Source organism: Nostoc sp. (assembly GCF_036917415.1).
Classification (GTDB): Bacteria; Cyanobacteriota; Cyanobacteriia; order Cyanobacteriales; family Nostocaceae; genus Nostoc.
The window spans coordinates 51,669-71,782 of record NZ_JBALDJ010000083.1; the positions used below are offsets into that span (position 1 = coordinate 51,669).

The following is a 20,114-nucleotide window of genomic DNA, read 5'->3' on the forward strand; positions in this document are numbered from 1 at the left end:
GCCGTAAAATACTAAATATGTAGCAATAATTTTGCAAAATAGTAAAATAATAAGATTTTAAAGACTTATTATCCCGATAAATAAGTTATTAAAATTAGTCCTATATACTTAAAATTCATAGAAAATATGTCCCAGGAAATCTTTGACAAAGACCTAATCTATCAATGCTCAAGTTTCGGTGTTGGTGGGAGCGGAGGTGTTGAAACTTACTTAGCTTCTCTGTTTGAACATCGACCACCTGATGTTAGCGATCGCGTGATAAAATCACTTAAAAATATCGATCAAAACCAGTTCAAACTGTTGCACATCCACAGTCCAGATTTGCTATTGCAGCTTACAGGGGAATGTCCTGCTATCTTCAGCGTTCATAATCACTCATTCTACTGCCCTAGCGGCACAAAGTATTTAGCAGAGCAACGAACAATCTGCGATCGCAACTTCTCTTACTTAGGATGTACTTGGGGTAAATTAGTAGATAAATGTGGTAGCCGTAGACCTTTAAGAACTCTTAGAGAACTTCAAACCACTCATCAGTTTTTAGATGTCTTGAAAAGGCTAAAAATTACTTTCATTGCTAATAGCGAATATGTGCGGCAAGAGTTAATTCAAAACGGTGTACCCCCAGAACAAACTATAACGCTACACTGTGGAATTTCTATACCAGAAACAGCAACTTCCCCTCTAAGTTTGGAAGTACATCAAAATCAGAGAATTTTGTTCGCTGGACGAATTGTTTCTGATAAAGGTCTGGAATGGTTACTCAAAACCTTAATACATACAGACCCGAAAATTCAACTTGATATTGCAGGTGAAGGTTGGGAACGACCACGGTTAGAAAAGTTAGCAACTACACTCGGATTGGATAAGCGAATCACTTGGCATGGTTGGTGCGATTCAGATAAATTAGATAAACTTTATCAACAGTGTTTTGCAGTCATCTTTCCCAGTGTTTGGCCTGAACCTGCTGGTCTTGTAACTCTGGAAGCATACTCTCGTTGTCGACCTGTAATTGGTAGTGCAGTCGGAGGGATTCCAGAACATTTACGAGATGGAGAAACGGGTATTCTTGTTCCAAGCAATAATATCCAAAAATTGGCTGATGCTATTAACGAATTGTATAGAGATTATCAAAAAAGCCGATACTTGGGTGAGCAAGGTCATACTTTATTGATGAAGGAATTTACAATGGCTGCTCATGTAAATAATCTCCGAACAATTTATGCAAAAACAATAGCTGAATTTCCTTCTCAAGCCAACAAACTATATAGTATCTCTCAAGCTAAATAAGCTGAATTTGCTAAAAACATCAAATATAGCACTCATATTTGATTTTTGAAAAAAACTCAGTACACTTTATTCCTTCTTCCCAGTCCCCAGTCCCCAGTCCCCAATCCCCAGTCCCCAGTCCCCAATCCTCAGTCCCCAGTCCCCAATCCCCAATCCCCAGTCCCCAGTCCCTAGTCTCTACGAGTAATTCAGGAATCAAATCGGATTGCTATAGTACATCTTTTACTTAGAAAATGTAAAGCGAGAAAAATATGTCATTACATCAAGAATGTCAACAACCTTTAGTCAGCGTTGTTATCCCCACCTATAATCGGCCAGACTATCTCAAGCAAGCGATCGCAAGTGCGATCAAACAAACTTATCAAAATATTGAAATTATTATTTCTGATAATTGTAGTTCAGAAAATCCCCAAGCAATTGTCGCATCTTTTGGTGATTCACGCATCAAATTTTGGCAGCATCCTCAAAATGTGGGGATGTTAGCTAATCAGCAGTATGGCTTTAAAATGGCGCAAGGTAAATATGTTGCTAGTCTACATGACGATGATATTTGGAATGAAGACTTTTTAGCAAAGCTTGTACCACCACTAGAAGCAAATTCTGATTTAATTCTCGCTTTTTGCGACCAATATATTATAGATGCTAATAGCATAATTAATCATGCTGGTACCGAAGAAAACACCCGCGCTTACAAGCGAGACAAACTAGCAAAAGGAATTCATCAACCTTTTTCCAAAATTGGATTGCTAGATAAAAGTATACCTACTGCTGCATCTTGTGTGATTCGGAATAATTTGGTGGATTGGTATAGTATTCCCTCAGAAGTTGGTGGGATGTGGGATTTATATTTAACCTATCTATTCTGTATATCTGGTTATGGCGCTTACTATTGTCCAGAAAGATTGACGCGATATCGCGCCCATGAGCAAACTGATACTATGCTCAGTGGAAGTCGAGATGTGCAAGCAAAAATTCGCAAAGCTAAAAGCGAAATGTTTTGTTATCAAGTATTTATGGAAGACCCTCGTTTACAGGAATTTAGAACTCATTTTCAACAGAAATGGTTAGAAGCTAATACTACTTTGGGAATTGGTTTGCTACGAAGCGAACAGATAGCCGCCGCACGTCCTTATTTTTTGCAGGCGCTGAATCAACAAAAATTTAATGTGCGAACTATGGCAGCACTTAGTCTTAGTTTTACTCCGCGATTTTTAGCAAGTAAGTTAATCGGAGTATCGAAATAATCAGGCAATCATATCTAAGTTGTGGTTCTAGTTTTTTTTACGAACCGCAAAGTACGCAAAGAGCGCAAAGAGAATAGAATCAGATTATTTAAAGTTTTTATTAGCGTCTCTGGGTGAGCTTTGATCGTTAAGGAAGATAGTGGATGAAACTTTGTATTGTTACTCATAAAATCAAAAAAGGTGATGGTCAGGGGCGGGTAAACTATGAGGTTGCTAAGGAAGCAGTTCGTCGTGGTCATCACTTGACATTATTAGCTAGTGAAGTCGCACCAGAACTAGAAGACAATAGCCAAGTTAATTGGATTAAAATTCCAGTCAAAGGCTATCCTACAGAATTTGTACGTAATTTCATCTTTGCCGAAAAAAGTGCAGATTGGTTACGTAAACATCGCTCTGACATTGATTTAGTTAAAGTCAATGGAGCAATTAATCTGGCTGCGGCTGATGTGAATGCTGTACATTTTGTCCACAGTTCATGGTTGCGATCGCCTGTTCATATTTCTCGCAACCGCCGCGATTTATATGGTTTTTACCAGTGGCTATTTACGGCGTTTAATGCCCGTTGGGAAAAACAAGCTTTCCAAAAAGCGCAGGTTGTGGTGGCTGTATCTGAAAAGGTAGCCCAAGAATTAGTCAACATTGGTGTACCGCGTTCTCGAATTCGGGTAATTGTCAATGGTGTTGACTTAGAAGAGTTTACCCCTGGCCAAAGTGAGCGCCAAAAATTAGGTTTACCGCAGAATGTCACCCTAGCCCTGTTTGCTGGAGACATCCGCACACCCAGAAAGAATTTAGATACAGTACTACACGCCTTGGTGAAAGTACCCGATTTACATTTGGCGGTGGTAGGTCATATCGAAGGTAGTCCCTTCTTACAACTAGCGGCATCCTTGGGGTTAAGCGATCGCGTGCATTTTGTGGGATTTCGCCGTGATATCCCCGAAATTATGCGGTCAGTAGATTTATTTATTTTTCCTTCCCGATATGAAGCTTGTAGCCTCGTATTGTTAGAAGCACTTTCTTCAGGACTACCAGTAATTACTGCCACAGCTACGGGGGGTGCAGAGTTGGTGACACCAGAATGTGGCATTGTCTTAGCCGACTCAAATGATATCGATGCTTTGGCTGTGGCGATGATGTCCTTGGTAAGCGTAGATATGCTAATGCAGCAAATGAGTCAAGCTGCTCGTTCTGTGGCAGAACAACACAGCTGGACTGCTATGGCACAAACTTATGTGGATCTATTCGAGGAGTTAAGCAAGAATGCGGAACACCGTTCTGATACCGACTTATCGCCGTCCACAAGACCTCTTACGCTGCCTTTTGGCACTACAGGAGCAAACTAAACCAGTCCATCAGGTGATAGTGGTTGTCCGCGATACAGATGCAGAAACTTGGCAATTTCTGGCGCAATTAAACGCACACAACTTGCCACTGCATACTGTGAAAGTGACACAACCGGGGGTAGTAGCAGCTCTCAACGCCGGACTAGCAGCAGTGGAGGGCGATATTGTTTCCATTACCGATGATGATGCCGCACCCCACCCCGATTGGTTAGAGCGGATTGCGGCTTACTTTACCTGCGATAGTCGCCTCGGCGGACTGGGAGGGCGTGATTGGATATACTACGGCAGCAAATTAGAAGACGAATCCCGCCCAGTAGTGGGACAGTTGCAGTGGTTTGGGCGAGTGATTGGCAACCATCACCTGGGAGTGGGAGAACCCCGCGAAGTCGATATTCTCAAGGGCGTGAACATGAGTTTTCGTACCGAAGCTATCGGACAACTGCGCTTTGACGAGCGGATGCGCGGTACTGGAGCGCAAGTACACTTTGAAATGGCATTCACCCTGGCATTAAAGCGAGCTGGTTGGAAGATAATTTACGATCCTAACGTTGCTGTAGATCATTATCCAGCACAACGTTTTGACGAAGATCAGCGAAATAACTTTAATGAAATTGCCTTTATTAATTTAGTCCATAATGAAACCTTAGTTTTACTAGAGCATTTACCATTTATCCGCCGGATTGCATTTTTGTTCTGGGCAGTATTCGTGGGTACGTGCGATAGTTTGGGTTTCGTACAATGGCTGAGATTTTTACCTACCCAAGGGCAGTTGGCGGGGAAAAAGTTATTAGCATCTTGGCGTGGACGTTGGCAGGGATATAAACAATTCAAAATTCAGAATTCAGAATTCAGAATGAGGCAGAGCCTCGAATAAATACATTCCCAGGCTCTAGCCTGGGAACGAGTTGTTTGCCAAATTGATTTATATGTACATCTAAAATTGAATGAATTCTAAGCAGATACTTTTCAATAGTTTTTTACAAGAAAACTATTCTCCTGAAGAGCGATCGCTACAGGGTTGGATGGCGATCGCAGGCTTTATATTACTAACTGTAGTTTGCTATTTTGCTGGTGCTACTGCCGCATTACGCCTAATTTTCCCGGTGACAGCTTTAGTAGTAGCCGTATTTTTATACTTGCGGCATCCCATTCTCTACATTGGCTTTACCTGGTGGATTTGGTTTCTCACACCCTTAGCGACTCGCTTAGTTGACTATCGGGTGGGTTGGGATGCTAGCCGTCAAATGCTCATAGCACCCTACTTAGTGGTGTTTATAACTATAGCAACATTCTTACGACACTTTCCCCACGCTTCTCGCCAAGGGGGTTTGCCGTTTGTTTTGGCTTTTATCGGAGTGTTCTATGGCTTTCTCATCGGTCTAATTTACAACCCACCTATCCCTGTAGCACGCGGATTGATGGATTGGCTCAGTCCTGTGATTTTCGCTTTTCACTTATTTATCAACTGGCGAGATTATCCCAGCTATCGCCAGAACATTCAGCGAACATTTCTCTGGTGTGTGTTGATTTTAGGAACTTATGGCGTATATCAATTTGTGGTAGCTCCTGAGTGGGATAGGTACTGGCTCATACAATCAAAATTATTCATGAGTTCTGGAAACCCTGTACCTTTCGGGATGCGTGTTTGGAGTACATTACACTCAGTCGGCCCCTTTGGTTCTGTTATGCAGGCTGGGTTACTGTTGTTATTGACTGGTTCAGGAAACTTAATTTTTCCGGCTTCAGCTGTTGGTTACTTATCTTTTTTATTAACACAAGCACGTACTAATTGGGGAGGCTGGTTATTTGGAATAATTATGATTATGGGTTCAGTCAAAGCCAGAATTCAAATGCGCTTAATTACGATAATTTTGGTCATGGCTATTTGTGTTGTGCCATTGACAACTATCGAACCAATTGCTGGAGTGGTAGCAGCGCGTTTTGAAACTTTTTCTAATATTCAAGAAGATGGCAGCTTTAAAGATAGATCGGGAACCTACGACAGAAATCTTGGTTTAGCCCTTTCTAATGGTCTAGGTAACGGCTTAGGAAATATTTGGAAGGTCAACGAAAAAACTGGTCAAATTGAAGTAGTGGTAATTGATAGTGGCATTTTAGATATGTTTTTCACCCTTGGTTGGTTTGGAGGCATATTTTATATGGGTGGATTAATTTTCTTAATTATTAGTGTTAGCAGTTATGGTGAAGGTCGTTTCGATAGTTTTGTCAGTGCTGCCCGCGCCATTGGGATTAGTTCTGCTTCACAGTTAGTTATCGGTAGCGGGATGTTGAGCGTGTCAGGGATGATTCTTTGGGGATTTTTAGCTATGGCTATGGCAGGACATAAGTACTATAGCAATCCTCAAATGCTCTCCAACATTCCTAACTTCTCTAATAAATCAAGGATTTGATAAATTTTACAACTTAAATAGGACTGATATATAGCAATCCTAAATGAGTCGTGAAAATCTCCGATTCCTTTCTCTGCGTTCTCTGCGCCTCTGCGGTTAATTTATTTTTACAAATGATTTAGGACTGCTATAGATTATGAAAGTAATTATTGTCATGCCACTAGCCGAGCAACGAGGCGGTGGTGAAATGATGCTTTGGGATTTGGTGCAGCAGGGACGTAATGCTGGTGTTGAGTGGCTGGTGATATTTTTAGAATCCGGCCCGATGGTCGAACAAGTAAAGTCTCTGGGTATTGATGCGCGAGTTGTAGAAAGTGGACGTTTACGCCAAATCCACCGTTTTATTGGCGCTGTTTTGCGGATAGCTGCGATCGCTCGCCGCGAACGTGCAGATATAATTGTCAATTGGATGTGGATCACGCATATATCTGGAGGTATGGCGGCAATGTTGGCGGGGTTGCCTGCTGTGTGGTATCAACTAGAAGTGCCTAGTGATAAAACTTGGTTGGTACGAATTGCAACTTTCATCCCAGCGCGGGCAATTATTACTCTTTCGCAAGATGGTAAGCAAGCACAGGCAGAGATTTGGCCCCACAGACCAACTCCTTTGGTTTATCCTGGTGTCGCATTAGACCGATTTGAGCCTAATGCTTTACCTTCTCCTGAAGAAGCACGGCGAAAATTAGGCTTACCTTTACACGGGCCGTTGATTGGAATTGTGGGACGATTGCAACGATGGAAGGGAATGCACGTATTGGTGCAAGCGATGCCCAAAATTTTGCAGAAGTATCCCAATGCCCATTGTGTGGTGGTTGGCGGTAAGCATGATTTGGAACCGGATTATGAGAACTTCTTAAAAGCCGAAATCACCGCTTTGGGCTTGAAAGACCAAGTAATTATGGCTGGACTACAGCGTAATATCCCGGAGTGGGTGCAGGCAATGGATGTATTCGTTCATGCATCAGATAAAGAACCTTTTGGGATTGTGATTATTGAGGCAATGGCGCTGGGTAAACCTGTAATTGCTGGCAGTGCAGGCGGCCCGACAGAGATTATTACCGATGGCATGAATGGATTATTAACACCTTACGGCGATGCGGATAAATTAGCGATCGCAATTCTCCGTTATCTTGACGAGCAAGAATTTGCCCAAAGTGCGGGAATAGCTGCCAGACAACGCGCCCTCGATTTCTCAACGCAGAATTATGCCCAAAATTTTATTAATGCAATTCGTTCTGCTATACCGAGTGTTTCATCGGTTGAATGAAACAGTAAACTTCTTACAAAAGCCAATTTTATGAGAATGAAACTACAGATTTATATCGATTAATTATCTATATTAATCTGTGGTTAAAAATAATAAATTAGATTAAAAGGAACTAAATCAATGTTAATTGATAGCCGCAAATTGCCGATATATGAAGTTATCAATACTGAAGTTTGTATAGTTGGTGCTGGCCCAGCAGGAATTACACTTGCACGAGAACTTATTGGGCAAGATTTTCGAGTCTGCTTACTAGAAAGTGGTGATTTAGAATTTAATCAAGAGACTGCATCTCTTGGTGAAGGTGAAACTGTTGGAGATCCTTTTCCACCACTGCAAGATATGCGTCATCGTCAATTTGGTGGACTAGCTAATGTCTGGAATATTGAAATTAATAAAAATCAACTTGGTCTGAGGCACGTGCCGTTAGACGCAATAGATTTTGAAAAACGAGATTGGGTTCCATACAGTGGCTGGCCTTTTAGTAAATCTCACCTCAATCCATTTTATGAGCGCGCTCAAGCAGTCTGTCAACTCGGTTCTTTTGCTTATGAAGCTGAGGCTTGGGAAAATGCTCAATCTCCTCGGACACATTTCACAAGTGACCGAGTTACTACCAGTATGTTTCAGTTTGGCCCACGCGATATTTTTACCAATGAATATCGCCACCAAATTAATCAATCTCCTAATATCACTACATTTATCAACGCCAACGTGATAGAAATTGAGGCAGATGAAGCAGCCCAAACAGTGAAACGCGTACAAGTTGCTTGTCTATCTGGTAATAAATTTTGGATTGTTGCAAAAATATTTGTTTTAGCCGCAGGTGGGATTGAGAACGCACGTTTATTGTTACTATCAAACCGAATTCAAAAGAATGGATTAGGCAATCAACATGATTTAGTGGGTAGGTTCTTTATGGATCATCCTTTTATCCGTTGTGGTATGCTTATCCCCCAAAATCGCAAAATCTTTAATTCGATGGCTTTGTATGACTTACGCCGCGTGAATAATGTCACAGTCATGGGAAAATTTGCCCTGACGGAACAAGTGATGCGCCGCGAGAAATTACTAAATATGACTGCGTTGTTATATCCCAGAGATGAAAGGTTTAGATCGGCAGCAAAGGCTTCTGCAAAAATTTTGTTCTCTTCAGTTCGACAAAGACAGTTACCTAAAAATATTTTTCAGCATTTGCAAAATGTGATTACGAATATTGATGATTTAGTAGCTGATTGGTATAAGTATAATATCAAAAAAGAATATTTGTTCCCTGATTTGAGTCATGGAGGATGGTCTTACCATGAAGGTAATGAACAGAAATATACAAAGTTTGAAGTTCTCAGCCAAACTGAACAAACCCCAAATCCAGATAATCGAGTGACACTCAGTAATCAATTAGATAAGCTTGGTTGTCCGCAAGCAAAATTAACTAATCATTGGAGCGAAATAGATATTTGCAGTGTGAAGCGATCGCAGCTAGTATTTGCAGAAGAGTTTGCTAATGCCGGACTGGGCCAGTTGCAGATTGAATTGGATGGAGATCGTCCATTTGCTTCGCTGAGTACCCATCACAATATGGGAACAACACGTATGCATCACGACCCAAAACAAGGAGTAGTCGATGCAAATGGTCAAGTTCACGGCATCTCTAATTTATTCATGGCAGGTAGCTCTGTTTTCCCTACAGGAGGCTATGCTAATCCTACGCTCACCATTGTTGCCTTGGCAATTCGACTGGCTGACCATCTGAAAGCACAATTTTGTTACTGAATTAGGACTTACGCACAGGTCATGCAAAATCAAACCACAGAGAACGCAGAGAACACAGAGGAATAAAAGTTAGAGAGCTTTTTTGCGTAAGTCCTATGAATAAGCAAGGTGTAGGGGCACGGTATACCGTGCCCCTACTTGCCTCTTACCGAATGTTGCACCAGCCAGCAATGTAAGCCCACCATTAAGAGCGCCAATGGCAGCATCAACATTGGGATAATTTCTAAATTTGTCCAACTTGCAATCCAGCCTGCTCCAGTGGGTATGATCGCTGCCCCCAAACTGGCAGCACTAGTAGCAATGCTAACAGCCGCAGGAACATGGGAGTCAGGCAATCGTTGAGGAATTAACCAAATGGTTGCAGGAAAAATGGCTGCCAACCCAAAGCCAATCAACGGTAAGCTAATCCATTGATCTGGCAGTTGCCACCAAGCAAGCAATCCAATGATTACAAGACTGAGCGACATACTAATTGTGCGGATTGCCCCAAGCGATTGCAAGAAATAACCTAAGATGAAACGTCCCAATGTTAATCCCAACCAGTAGGCACTAACGCTGTAACCAGCAATGAGTGTGGGAGTGTGACGAGCGACAGACTGTACAGTGTATGCCCAGTTGCCGATGCAGGCTTCAGTGCCAACATAAACCAGCAAAAGTAGTCCAGTTAGCAGTACTATCGGGTTTTGCAGCGCTCTGCCCAGATTTTCTAACGCAGTTGTATTTGATGCCAATACCCGTTGTGTCATTGGTGTGTAGTTGAAGATGATTACGCCCAGCACACTCACAATTAATAGGCTAACAATCCCGGCTAATACCCCATAAACCTGTCGCCAGTTCATGCCAACTGCTAACAAAGTAGTAGCGATCGCGGGGCCTGAGAGTGCGCCAATACCATAGAAAGCATGGAGCAAACCAATCAGACTGGCACTGCGGGAATTTTGCACAATGTAGGTGTTGATGCCTGCATCAATCAACCCAATGCCCAATCCCAACCCCGATCCAGCCGCAACCATGAGAAACCAGGAGGGTGAGATGGCATAGATCGTCAGTGCCATCGTCAGCGCACCCGCAGCAATCAACAGCATTCGGGCTAATCCCAGCCGACTACTCACAAGACTGCTGGTGAATGCTGCCAGAATGTAGCCGCTAATTTGACTAAGAAACAGCAGAGTGACGGTTGCTGGAGTCAGGTTATAGGTAGATAGAATTGAGGGCAGAAGAACTCCTAATCCTGCTTCAGCAATGCCAATGGCAATAAAGGCATAGAAGGCGATCGCCGAACCTATCCACAGAGGCGGTAGGGTGCGTTGATAGTCTCTCATTGGCTGGAATGCTCCTGGATCGGACAATTTGACTGTTGAGATTTACTCAATTAATCATCCTCAAAAATAACTTCATACTCATCTCCCTGTACTGAAGCACTCGCTATATGAACCCCTTGTAAAACTGCGATCGCGACATTGAGGGAGGAGTATCTATGAAAGAGCAATAAGTCCAGTATTAGAGAGGATTAATAAATTATCCAAATACATTTCTGTATCTTTCTCTGTCGATTTGCTCAATTAAAAACTGCCTAGAATATTGCTTGATTCAATTTGAGAAAAAATAGCGATCGCCTGAATCCATAGTTATGTATTTTTCTGCTCTCAACTATTAGTAACCATCTCAAAACCTCATCACTAAGTTGCTAAAAAGTCTACAAGGATTTATCTCAAATCCTTGTAAAAACTGGATTGCAAATTTTAAGGCAGGTCTATCTATGCTTCCTTTTTGAATACTTGAGCTGCTAGGAACGCTAATGCTAATGTACCAGCGATCGCACCCCACTGGAGAAGCGGATTTTTATCTAGCCAGTCGGAAATACTAGGTATAACCAAGTTACCATAATCCCCGTTAACTCTTTCGTCTTCAGCAACAGGTTGGTAAAAATTATTGGGTGCATCTTCAGACTTCGGCTCGGAAGTACGCTGTAAATCTAAGCCAACGAGCACTAACAGTGAATCTACTAATGATGGTGAGACGCGCTGTACCACATCTAATATTTTAGCTACATCCCCAACCAAGAAGTCACGAGTTGGATGTTCGGCTACATAGAGGATAGCATCAGCTACAAGTTTAGGGTCGTAGTAAGGTGGTATCTCGGAAGGCTTTACGCCTAATTTCGTCAGACCATTGTTCCAGAATGGGGTGTTGATTACAGCTGGTTTCACACTCGTGACGCTAATCGGCCATTTTTCATATTGCAACTCAACGCGCATAGCTTCGATAAAGCCTTCAACCCCGTGCTTGGCTGCGGAGTAAGCACTTTGGTAGGGAAGCGATCGCCTACCTTCCATTGAAGAGACGTGAATTAGTGCCCCCCGTCCCTCACGCTTCAGATGGGGTAGGGCGGCCATTGCACCATACACCTGTCCCATGAGATCGACATCAATGACATGCTTAAACTCTTCTGGTGTTGTATTGTCGAAAGTGGCAAAGATGCCGATAGCGGGGACATGTACCCATGTATCGAGTCGCCCGTAGACTTCCACAGTTTTATCTGCGATCGCCTTAACTTGCTCAAATACTTCCACATCAGCTACGCAAAAAGTTGCCTCGCCGCCAAAGCTGCGAATCTCCTCCACTAAAGACTTTAGCTTCGACTCACCGCGAGCCGAGACTACCACTTTTGCTCCGTGTCTAGCAAACTCAAGAGCTGTGACACGTCCGATCCCACTGGAGGCTCCAACGACAGAAACGACCTGCTGATTGATTGGCTTTAATTTCATAAGTGTTACTTTTTAAAATAAATTAGGGATTGAAAATTGGCTTCGACAGCGTTAGAGACTTTAGCTTCAGTAGGTAATTCAGTCGCTTTGTTAGTATCAGTTGCTATTAAAAAATATTTCTTAATAACTCTACTATATATATGTTAATTATTATTACGGTTGCAGTTCTCTGTCTATTGGGGAATCTGAAAGCGTCACAGGAAGTATCTCAGGGCATTGTCTAGACTTTTGATAGTTTCGACTAAGAAGCATCAGGAACTTACTCGAAAAAGTTTAGAAAATCTCATCTGTAGCCCTTTACCTACTATCAGACTCAACTTTCAAATGACGCAATCTCCTGATGCTATTTACTTTTTTTACAAACAGTCTCTTAGTCTGATTCACTCCTCAAGACAGATGCGAAAGCAGATTTAATTGAGCCTCCTGCTTCCTTGATTTTCTGGGCGATGGGTTGCTCATTATGCAAAAATAAACGCTTGGCATCAATACTTGAGATGACACCTTTGTTGGCACGATATTCTTTACCACCAGCAACCCGCACACCGACAGCTTTACCATTATCAACTAAGACTTTTTCCACCTTTTGGTCGGTGAGGATAACGCCACTTTGACTTTTGACCATATTCACCAAAGCTTCGACAAGTGCGCCACTACCACCACGCGGTCTTGCCATACCGGGGTTATGGCGCAACATCATCATCATTGCCCCGAAGGACATAGCTTTTTGCGAGGGAGGAGAACTCAGTTCTGCTGAGAGTCGAGCCAGAGGTGCTTTGAGAAACTCAGAATCGAAATACTCGTTAATATTATCTGTGGCACTGCTGAGTAAAGTGCGAAGTAAATCAAGGGTTGTATTAGCTCCACCCACAATTGAAAACAAATCTTGCAGACTATTGAGATTGTAATTGCCTGCAATATCAACAATTGATTTGGGTGGTGCATTGAAGAAAGGAGCAATCCCTTTGATAAAGCGTTGCCAAAAGTCGGCATATTCAGCGTATTTTTCAGCATCACGCTGACTGTAACGGGCAATTTCCGCGCAAGTCTTTTCTACAGATTTATGAGCTAAGAAATACTTGCCATCAGGATGGGGGCAAAAGGCAACCGGATCGCAGCTCAGGTATTCCAAGCCGTACTTATGCAGTTCCAATTCCTGGATTACTGGCCCCAAGAAAATAAACAGGTGGTTCATCGCGCAAGGGTTAAATTTAAAACCAGGCGCTTCGTTAGGCATAAGTTCTTCTGTCGTACAACCGCCACCAGGAAGCGATCGCCCTTCTAATAACAGGACGCTGTAACCAGCTTTCAGCAGGTAGCCTGCACAAACTAAGCCGTTATGACCAGCACCAATAATTACAACGTCATACGCTTCCATAACTGCAATGTGGAGATTAAAGTATATTCACTGATCTTAGAAAGTGCTGAAGATATCTAAATCTTTCGTGGGTTAGAGAATATTTATATATTTAGTAGGAGTATTTTTATCGCTAAGAAGTAAATTTATTTTTTAATCTACTTTTGCTTCTATCTTGTACCCAACTGAGAAACACTATAAATAAATCCAAGTTTTATATTATTTATTGCTAATATCACTTTTGATTTACATTCTATTAGGACTTACGCAAAATTATGAAAAAACGAACCGCAAAGACGCAAAGGACACGAAGTAATAAGAGTTTGAGAAAGTTTTTGCGTAAGTCCTATCTATTATCAACTTCAATCCAACACTTATAAATAGGACTAAGAGTAAATTATTTCAACAAGAAGCTAGCAAAATATATAATCTATGAACATCACGAATAGCATATCCATCGGGGTCGTTATTGAAGTACACGTAAACGTTAATCCCCCGCGTGAGGAATGAATGGATATAGCAATCCTAAATGAGATTGTGAAAATTTTTGTTGTGGTCGTCCTTGGTCATTTTTATCTTATTAAATCTGTTTAAGGGAGCGATTGTAATCCTTTATTCTGTAATTTCTGCTCGATATCCTGCATTTCCTGGATAGTTTCTCCAGTAACTATCCCATAAATTTCCGTGTAGATTTTTCCGTATTTGACCTTCTCTAAAGCCGACAGAACGATTAAATCTTTGCAATCTAGTTCTGGTTTTAAGGTCACTAAAATTGAATCCAACGTTCCTTCCATGCGGTAGTCACTGGAATATTTAGCAACTTCCTTTCCCAGTCCCAGTAGGGTATGACGCTGCAAGCACAACGGAGTCGATCCATTAACTCGGAAATTGGCATCGATCGCATAAAATTGTCCGTCTTGGTCTTCTAGCACATCAAACCCAATTACGCCGAAATAACCCTGTTTGTGAGCATACTGGCCAATGGCGGCAATCATCTCAAAGAACTTGCTCATGTCAGTGTTGCGGTAGTCAATTAGTCCCCCTAAATAATTACCTTCTGGAGTGACGAGTTGGCTGGTAGTGCCGATGAGGGTTATCTCTCCCGCTTTGTTGACATAGAACTGTACGCAGTAATTCTGCACCTGATTCTTGATGAACTCCGAGACAATGATTCTATCGAGCAACTTAATATCCAGATATTTCTTGATTTCTTCAAGACAGTAGTTGAGATCGCTGAGGCTTTTGATGATATAAGTGCCTTCTCCTGAGAGTCCGTGGGACGTTTTAATTAAGTAGGGAAATTGTGGTAAATGAATGTCTTCTAGACTACAGGTGTGCAAATTGTAACTCTCGTATTTTGGACATTGCACCCCCAGTTCGGCTAGGGTTACTTTGCTGAGTAAGCGGTAATGAGTGTCTGAATCAACAGCGTGTTTTTCAGGTTTTAGACGATCGAAGGGAAATAGAGTGATGAGTTTGTCAAAGCGTTCGCCCTTGGCGTTGGCGCAGCCATCGCTGTAGCTGAGATCATCCAGATAAGTCAAGCGATCCATCATCGACCTATTGGAATAGCTGAAGCCGAAATGCTCTTGCCAGTAAGCAAGCAGCGACTTTGGCGGCGGATTAATCGCAATTCCAGGAATGCGATCGCCTAACACAGCTAAAATTTTCCAAGGTTCCTTTTGGCAAATCTTGTCAAAGGAGGTTTTGGTGGCTTCACTACTGCCATCTTGAATAAAATATTTTTCCAGGTTGGGATAAGCAGCCCAACTGGCAGTTGCAGGGTAATTTAGGATAAACCCATAAGATGCATCTGTGATGTCTTGAGCAAACAGATCGGAAAGAGAACTCCCTTGAAAGTATTGAAAGTTATATTTTGAGTTCATTTAGCCCTCCCAGAAACCGCATCCTCAAACAATTGGACAGATATATCTTCTGTCTGCACTCCTACCAGTAGCACCCTGTCTTGGTCAGAGACAATTTCTTTAGTAATTGCAGCTAAGGCTTGGGCAAATTTCGGCGAAATGAATCTATCTTTTGGTCGGTTTTGTTTGTCAAACCGTTGTAATTGTTTGATTTTACTAGATTTTATCCTCTGAAGATTGCTATACTTTTTTTGCATAAAGCTAATATTTGAGAAATTGCTCTTTATTTGTATATCTTATTTATATTTTAATTAACTCTATCAAACGAAATAAATGAGTAAATTAGTTTATTTATTCTTTTAAAATAACATTAGTCTGAAATGATTTCTCATCTGATAAAGCAATATGCATGAAGGTGTAAATATGTAAATATTGCTCTAGCTAAAAGCCGATCTTAGTTATAGATAATGCACCAACTAGTTCATACTCTAAATAAATGCGATCGCAACCTACTTTCAAAACGCCAAATTACAGAGGAGCAAATGGATCGTATTTGCTCGTCAAAAACTTAACAATAAAACTATCCCGCAGATGAAAGTCAGCTTCCTCACCTCTATGAGTTAAAGCCCAGTAACTCACATTACCATCTATATTTTTGATAACAGTAGTAATGCTAATTTCAATAGCTTGTTCTGCCGAGACGATTTTATCCAAATCGACATCTAACGTAAGTGCTAAACTGTCCGCTTGATTCTGAACGCTAAACGGTAGCTTTTCAAAAGCTGTTTCCTCTTGCATCCCTTGACGATACCCATCAAAGCGATAGACATTCCAGTGTCCGGCGGGGGAGAGGTTGAATTCCCAATAACGTTGAGAATTATTGATGCCAAGGAAGAACTCAAAGCAAGTGTCTTCCCACAATTTGCACTTGCGTGATAGTGGATTTGATGATGAAGCAATTGCAATTTTTTTTAAGTCACCTCCAAGGTTGTAGCAGATGGTAAGTTGATTAGCATTTCGAGAGATATTGCCTGTAATTTTCAAATTAGCAAAGGACTCGGTAGAGGGGAAAGGTTGCAGGGAAAATGTTTGGCTCATTTCATATCTTGGATAATTTTCCGAATCTGCGTTTCTTGAGATTCAATACTTTCAGTAAGCTTAAACTGGACGATCGCTCTTGCCAAGTTATGTTCTGGGTGCTTAACTTTGAAGTAGACATTCCCTGCTAAATAATCAGCAAAGAATCTCAGTCCTAGTTCAAAAGTAATTAGACGAATTGCATCATAGATGTATGCATAATCATTCTCGGTCAGAAATGCTTTAGCCACAGTGAGATAACCCTGTAGGATTTCCTGACACAAATCGGTATCGAAATAAATACTTTCCCAATTCTCGGTTTCTTCACCAGCAGGATTGCAACCCGATCGCAGGCAATCACCAATATCGTAATGTACCAAACCGGGTTTCACGGTGTCCAGGTCGATGACGCTGACGGCTTGCTGGGTAACAATGTCAAACATCACGTTATTAATTTTTGGATCGCCGTGCATCAGACGTAGGGGTAGCTTACCTTCAGCTTTGGCATTTTCTAGAATATGTGCAAAGGCTTGGCGATCGCTAACAAACTGTAAGCAATAATTAACTTCAGAAGATTGAGGCGCACTAGTTTTCGGCAAAACTTCCTCGTAATGCTGAAGATAAAACGGTGTAATATGGAAGCCTTCAAGGGTGTCAGCAAGTTTTTCTGCTGGCAAATCGCTGATTAGATTGTGGAACATTCCCAAGGCATAACCGATTTCTTTCGCGTGGGAGCGATCGCGCATACTATCAAAAGACTGGGAGCCTTCAATAAAGCTGATTGCCCGCCAAAATGAGCTATCTGCATCCTTCCAGTGGTCTTGAGCGTTTTTGGTCAACAATACGCGTGGCACTTCCCAGCGACGATTAAGGGGTGTCTCCTGCAACCGTTTCTGAACGTGTTCAGTTAAGGTACGCATATTCTGCATAATCAGTTGTGGCTGACGAAATACCTGTGTGTTAATGCGTTGCAGGACAAAATGTTGTTCCTTTGAGTCATCTAGAGTTGCTAAAAAGGTGTCATTTATATTACCACTTCCAAATGCTTTAACGCCTATAACCTTCCCCTGTTGGGCGAATTGGTTAGCGATCGCCACCAGATTCCGGGCATCCTGTGTATTGAATTCTTCTATCATCTGTTTGACCTGTACTACTCCTCACGTACATTGCACGAAAGCAATAGGGGATATCGTAGCGCAAGTGTCAATATAATTCGTAATTCGTAATTTGTAATTCGTAAATCAATTAGGAATTTTTAAAAGTATATACATTGGCACAGGGCGCGTAGACGTACCCCATCGGAGATATTGCTATCGTCTGGGCCCCGTGCTAATTCAACAGTTAGGAAATCTCATCGCTATCAACCCACTCGTCATAAGATGAGTCATAACCAACGTAGTGAAGATAGTATTGCTGGCCTTGGATTTGCTCAATCGTTGCGGAATACCAAGCTTCTTGGTCATCATCCCAACATTTTACCTTTTGACCTACTGCATATCCATTTTCATCAGTGGAGCGAAGATCGCGAGTCCGAATGTCATCTTCGCCTACCCACTCGTCATAAGATGAACCGTAACCAAGGTAATGAACAAAGAACTGGTCATCTTGGATTTTCTCAATTGTTCCTTGATACCAATCCTCGTCATCATTATCCCAGATTTCTACTGTTTTGCTGACTTCATACTGATTCTTATCTGATTTAACCGCAGATGAGACATCTTGAATCGGCTTTTGTTCCTCTTGTTTGATTTCCTCTTTTACTAGAGTGTATGCTTGCAAAATCAAACTGCGAACTACAGTTTGAATTCCTGTATGCTCGTAGTAATTGGTAGTTTGATCTAAAAATGCTGCAACTAAATCTAAATTATCATCAGCAATCTGAATAAAATTACCCAAGTTACTAGAAATTGATTGCGGGGTTATGCCTGTCTTGGATACTAAATTATTCATCCAGCCTTGCACGGAGTTGAAACCCTGACTGATAAAACCAACTTTATCAGAAGGATTACTGCCTGGAAGAAAGTTATTAACGGCTAAGAAAACGGGATTTTGAGTTATTGCGCCAGCATCAGTGCCACTAATAACTCCGTGAATTTTGCTGAGAAAGTCAGGGCCCAAGGGCAGAATTCCATCTAGACAAACTAAAGCTACCATCCGCATTAGGGATGCATTTTGATAGTTGTTAGTCAGGGAATTAGCAAACTCTTGAGGATTAGGTTGAGGAATACCATTTAGTTTACAAAAGGCGATGATTTCAACGGCGATTTTTAGTGCCAAGTCAATAGATTGAGTGACATCAGCTTTAGGAGTAATTTTGCCTAAAAAAGAAAGAAAGCCGATTTTCTCACTAACTTTATTCGCTAAAGCCGCCGCTGCCATAGCTGTGTCTGCCTTATCAATTGTTTGATAAAGTTTGATTGCAAACTGGTAGCCTTGTTGAGGATCTTCGTATAAGGTGACGGCGCGATCGCGGATTTTTTGAATTACCTTAGCATCGGTTTCTCCAGTAATGGCGCGGATATTATTGTCAAACCCTGTCAAATTGCTCCATTCACCTGGCGCTACATAATCAAGAGCCTTTAAAACTTTGACAGTGATATTGTCAGTCGGTAATTCGTCAACCAACTGAATAATTGATTTATCCATCAGCCGATCCTCAAAACTCATAATATCGTGACAACACATTTCAGATCAGCCCAGACGATCAAGGCTGGGCGAATTGCTGAAGCGTATTTATAGAGTTCCCCAACTTGACCAAAAAATAACGATGTTAGTAACAGGCGCTACACTTAAAGATATTGCACAGGCGATCGCTCTGATTCAAACTCAATTGTGGTTAAGCAGCCTTAAAGCGCGTACCAGATTTACTTTTTTGTTCAGTCACGGTTGGTTTGGTCAAGGACTGCTTGGTTGGTTTAGTGGTTTTGGTCTTGGTAGTTTTGGATGTCTACGACGGGCTACGCCTACGCTACAGGAGTGTGTTTCTCCGAGTATCCGTGATATCATGTTCGGTAAAAGACTTATCATTAAGAGCGCAGTTCTTGCTGGGGGCAGGGGGCAGGGAGCAGGGGGAAAGAGGGTTTTAAGATTTTTGCATAGATGCCCGGAATAATAACTAATCAAGCGGACATGATATGAGAGGTTAGGGTCTTGAAGAAGAATTCAGCTATTCTGAATTCAGAAGTCAGAATCAAAACGCTCGTGGACTCGCTTTCCGCTTCGCTTACAGTCGGGGATTCAGACCAGCGCAGGTCTTGTTGACCACCAAATCGAAGATTTGGAGGGGGTTTTAAACCCGTTTATTCATCCACTATGAAGTTCAGAATTCAATTCTGAATTCTGTTTGATAAATAATTTGTCAATAAGTAATAGTGCTTAAAATTCTGTCCAAAAGGGGGGTAAAAAACATAATTTTTGGGCTAGCGATAACGTCATTAAAAAAGTGCCACTCATTCTTACCGCCAATACTCCGTATAATATTAAATTCGATACTTAGACTCCGCGTTAATTAACAGCGTTATTACTATTGACAAAACTGATTTTATCTTAACCTCTCACGAATAATCGCCTTCAAAATCTTTTTGCGTTTGAAGACATCTGATTTATTTAGATATTCTGCCCTAGATTCCAGATATAGCAACCGCCAAGGCGGTTTGGGCATAAACTAGAAATAGTTTCTTTCCTTTTGCTGGGAGCGCGATCGCTGTACATATGCCGAAACCCTA

At 41.7% G+C, this 20,114-nt stretch carries 15 protein-coding genes and 1 pseudogene; 8 read left to right on the plus strand and 8 right to left on the minus strand.

Annotation, left to right across the window (positions count from 1 at the left end; all coding sequences use genetic code 11):
* The first annotated feature begins 126 nt into the window (after positions 1-126).
* The 7 genes from V7K41_RS17710 (at position 127) to V7K41_RS17740 (ending at position 9,325) form a co-directional block, all read left to right on the plus strand.
* Entirely contained in the window at positions 127-1,287 is a 1,161-nt protein-coding gene (locus V7K41_RS17710) for a glycosyltransferase family 4 protein (RefSeq protein ID WP_334850184.1), read from the plus strand.
* A 251-nt stretch (positions 1,288-1,538) separates the two neighbouring features.
* The gene (locus V7K41_RS17715) at positions 1,539-2,531 is read left to right on the plus strand and encodes a glycosyltransferase family 2 protein (RefSeq protein ID WP_334850186.1); all 993 of its coding nucleotides are present in this window, start codon (positions 1,539-1,541) and stop codon (positions 2,529-2,531) included.
* 143 nt (positions 2,532-2,674) lie between these two features.
* Positions 2,675-3,877, plus strand: coding sequence for a glycosyltransferase family 4 protein (locus V7K41_RS17720; RefSeq protein ID WP_334850188.1), 1,203 nt, complete (start codon positions 2,675-2,677; stop codon positions 3,875-3,877).
* Positions 3,795-4,751, plus strand: a complete 957-nt coding sequence (locus V7K41_RS17725) for a glycosyltransferase family 2 protein (RefSeq protein ID WP_334850190.1) — start codon at positions 3,795-3,797, stop codon at positions 4,749-4,751. The genes V7K41_RS17720 and V7K41_RS17725 overlap by 83 nt, the downstream gene beginning before the upstream one ends.
* Positions 4,752-4,821: 70 nt before the next feature.
* Complete coding sequence (locus V7K41_RS17730; RefSeq protein ID WP_334850192.1) at positions 4,822-6,288, plus strand: O-antigen ligase domain-containing protein; 1,467 nt, start codon at positions 4,822-4,824, stop codon at positions 6,286-6,288.
* A 136-nt stretch (positions 6,289-6,424) separates the two neighbouring features.
* The gene (locus tag V7K41_RS17735; protein ID WP_334850194.1) at positions 6,425-7,555 is read left to right on the plus strand and encodes a glycosyltransferase family 4 protein; all 1,131 of its coding nucleotides are present in this window, start codon (positions 6,425-6,427) and stop codon (positions 7,553-7,555) included.
* A gap of 120 nt (positions 7,556-7,675) precedes the next feature.
* Positions 7,676-9,325, plus strand: coding sequence for a GMC family oxidoreductase (locus tag V7K41_RS17740; protein ID WP_334850195.1), 1,650 nt, complete (start codon positions 7,676-7,678; stop codon positions 9,323-9,325).
* A gap of 134 nt (positions 9,326-9,459) precedes the next feature.
* Here the strand turns inward: V7K41_RS17740 and V7K41_RS17745 are convergent, their stop codons facing one another.
* From V7K41_RS17745 to V7K41_RS17780, 8 genes and pseudogenes are all read right to left on the minus strand, one after another.
* Complete coding sequence (locus V7K41_RS17745; protein ID WP_334850197.1) at positions 9,460-10,647, minus strand: MFS transporter; 1,188 nt, start codon at positions 10,645-10,647, stop codon at positions 9,460-9,462.
* 435 nt (positions 10,648-11,082) lie between these two features.
* Entirely contained in the window at positions 11,083-12,093 is a 1,011-nt protein-coding gene (locus tag V7K41_RS17750) for an SDR family oxidoreductase (protein ID WP_334850199.1), read from the minus strand.
* Between the two features lie 463 nt (positions 12,094-12,556).
* Positions 12,557-13,468, minus strand: a pseudogene (locus V7K41_RS17755) (phytoene desaturase family protein); the annotation flags it as partial.
* Between the two features lie 569 nt (positions 13,469-14,037).
* Positions 14,038-15,333, minus strand: coding sequence for a carbamoylphosphate synthase large subunit (locus V7K41_RS17760; protein ID WP_334850200.1), 1,296 nt, complete (start codon positions 15,331-15,333; stop codon positions 14,038-14,040).
* A complete protein-coding gene (locus V7K41_RS17765; RefSeq protein WP_334850202.1) occupies positions 15,330-15,569 on the minus strand; it encodes a hypothetical protein in 240 nt (79 codons plus the stop codon). The genes V7K41_RS17760 and V7K41_RS17765 overlap by 4 nt, the downstream gene beginning before the upstream one ends.
* Before the next feature lie 271 nt (positions 15,570-15,840).
* Complete coding sequence (locus V7K41_RS17770) at positions 15,841-16,410, minus strand: DOMON-like domain-containing protein (RefSeq protein WP_334850204.1); 570 nt, start codon at positions 16,408-16,410, stop codon at positions 15,841-15,843.
* Entirely contained in the window at positions 16,407-17,525 is a 1,119-nt protein-coding gene (locus tag V7K41_RS17775; RefSeq protein WP_334850206.1) for a phosphotransferase enzyme family protein, read from the minus strand. The genes V7K41_RS17770 and V7K41_RS17775 overlap by 4 nt, the downstream gene beginning before the upstream one ends.
* A gap of 205 nt (positions 17,526-17,730) precedes the next feature.
* The gene (locus V7K41_RS17780; RefSeq protein ID WP_334850208.1) at positions 17,731-19,035 is read right to left on the minus strand and encodes a Tudor-knot domain-containing protein; all 1,305 of its coding nucleotides are present in this window, start codon (positions 19,033-19,035) and stop codon (positions 17,731-17,733) included.
* A 121-nt stretch (positions 19,036-19,156) separates the two neighbouring features.
* On the opposite strand from V7K41_RS17780, the gene V7K41_RS17785 reads away from it, so the two are divergent.
* Entirely contained in the window at positions 19,157-19,501 is a 345-nt protein-coding gene (locus V7K41_RS17785) for a hypothetical protein (RefSeq protein WP_334850209.1), read from the plus strand.
* The last annotated feature ends 613 nt before the right edge of the window (positions 19,502-20,114 follow it).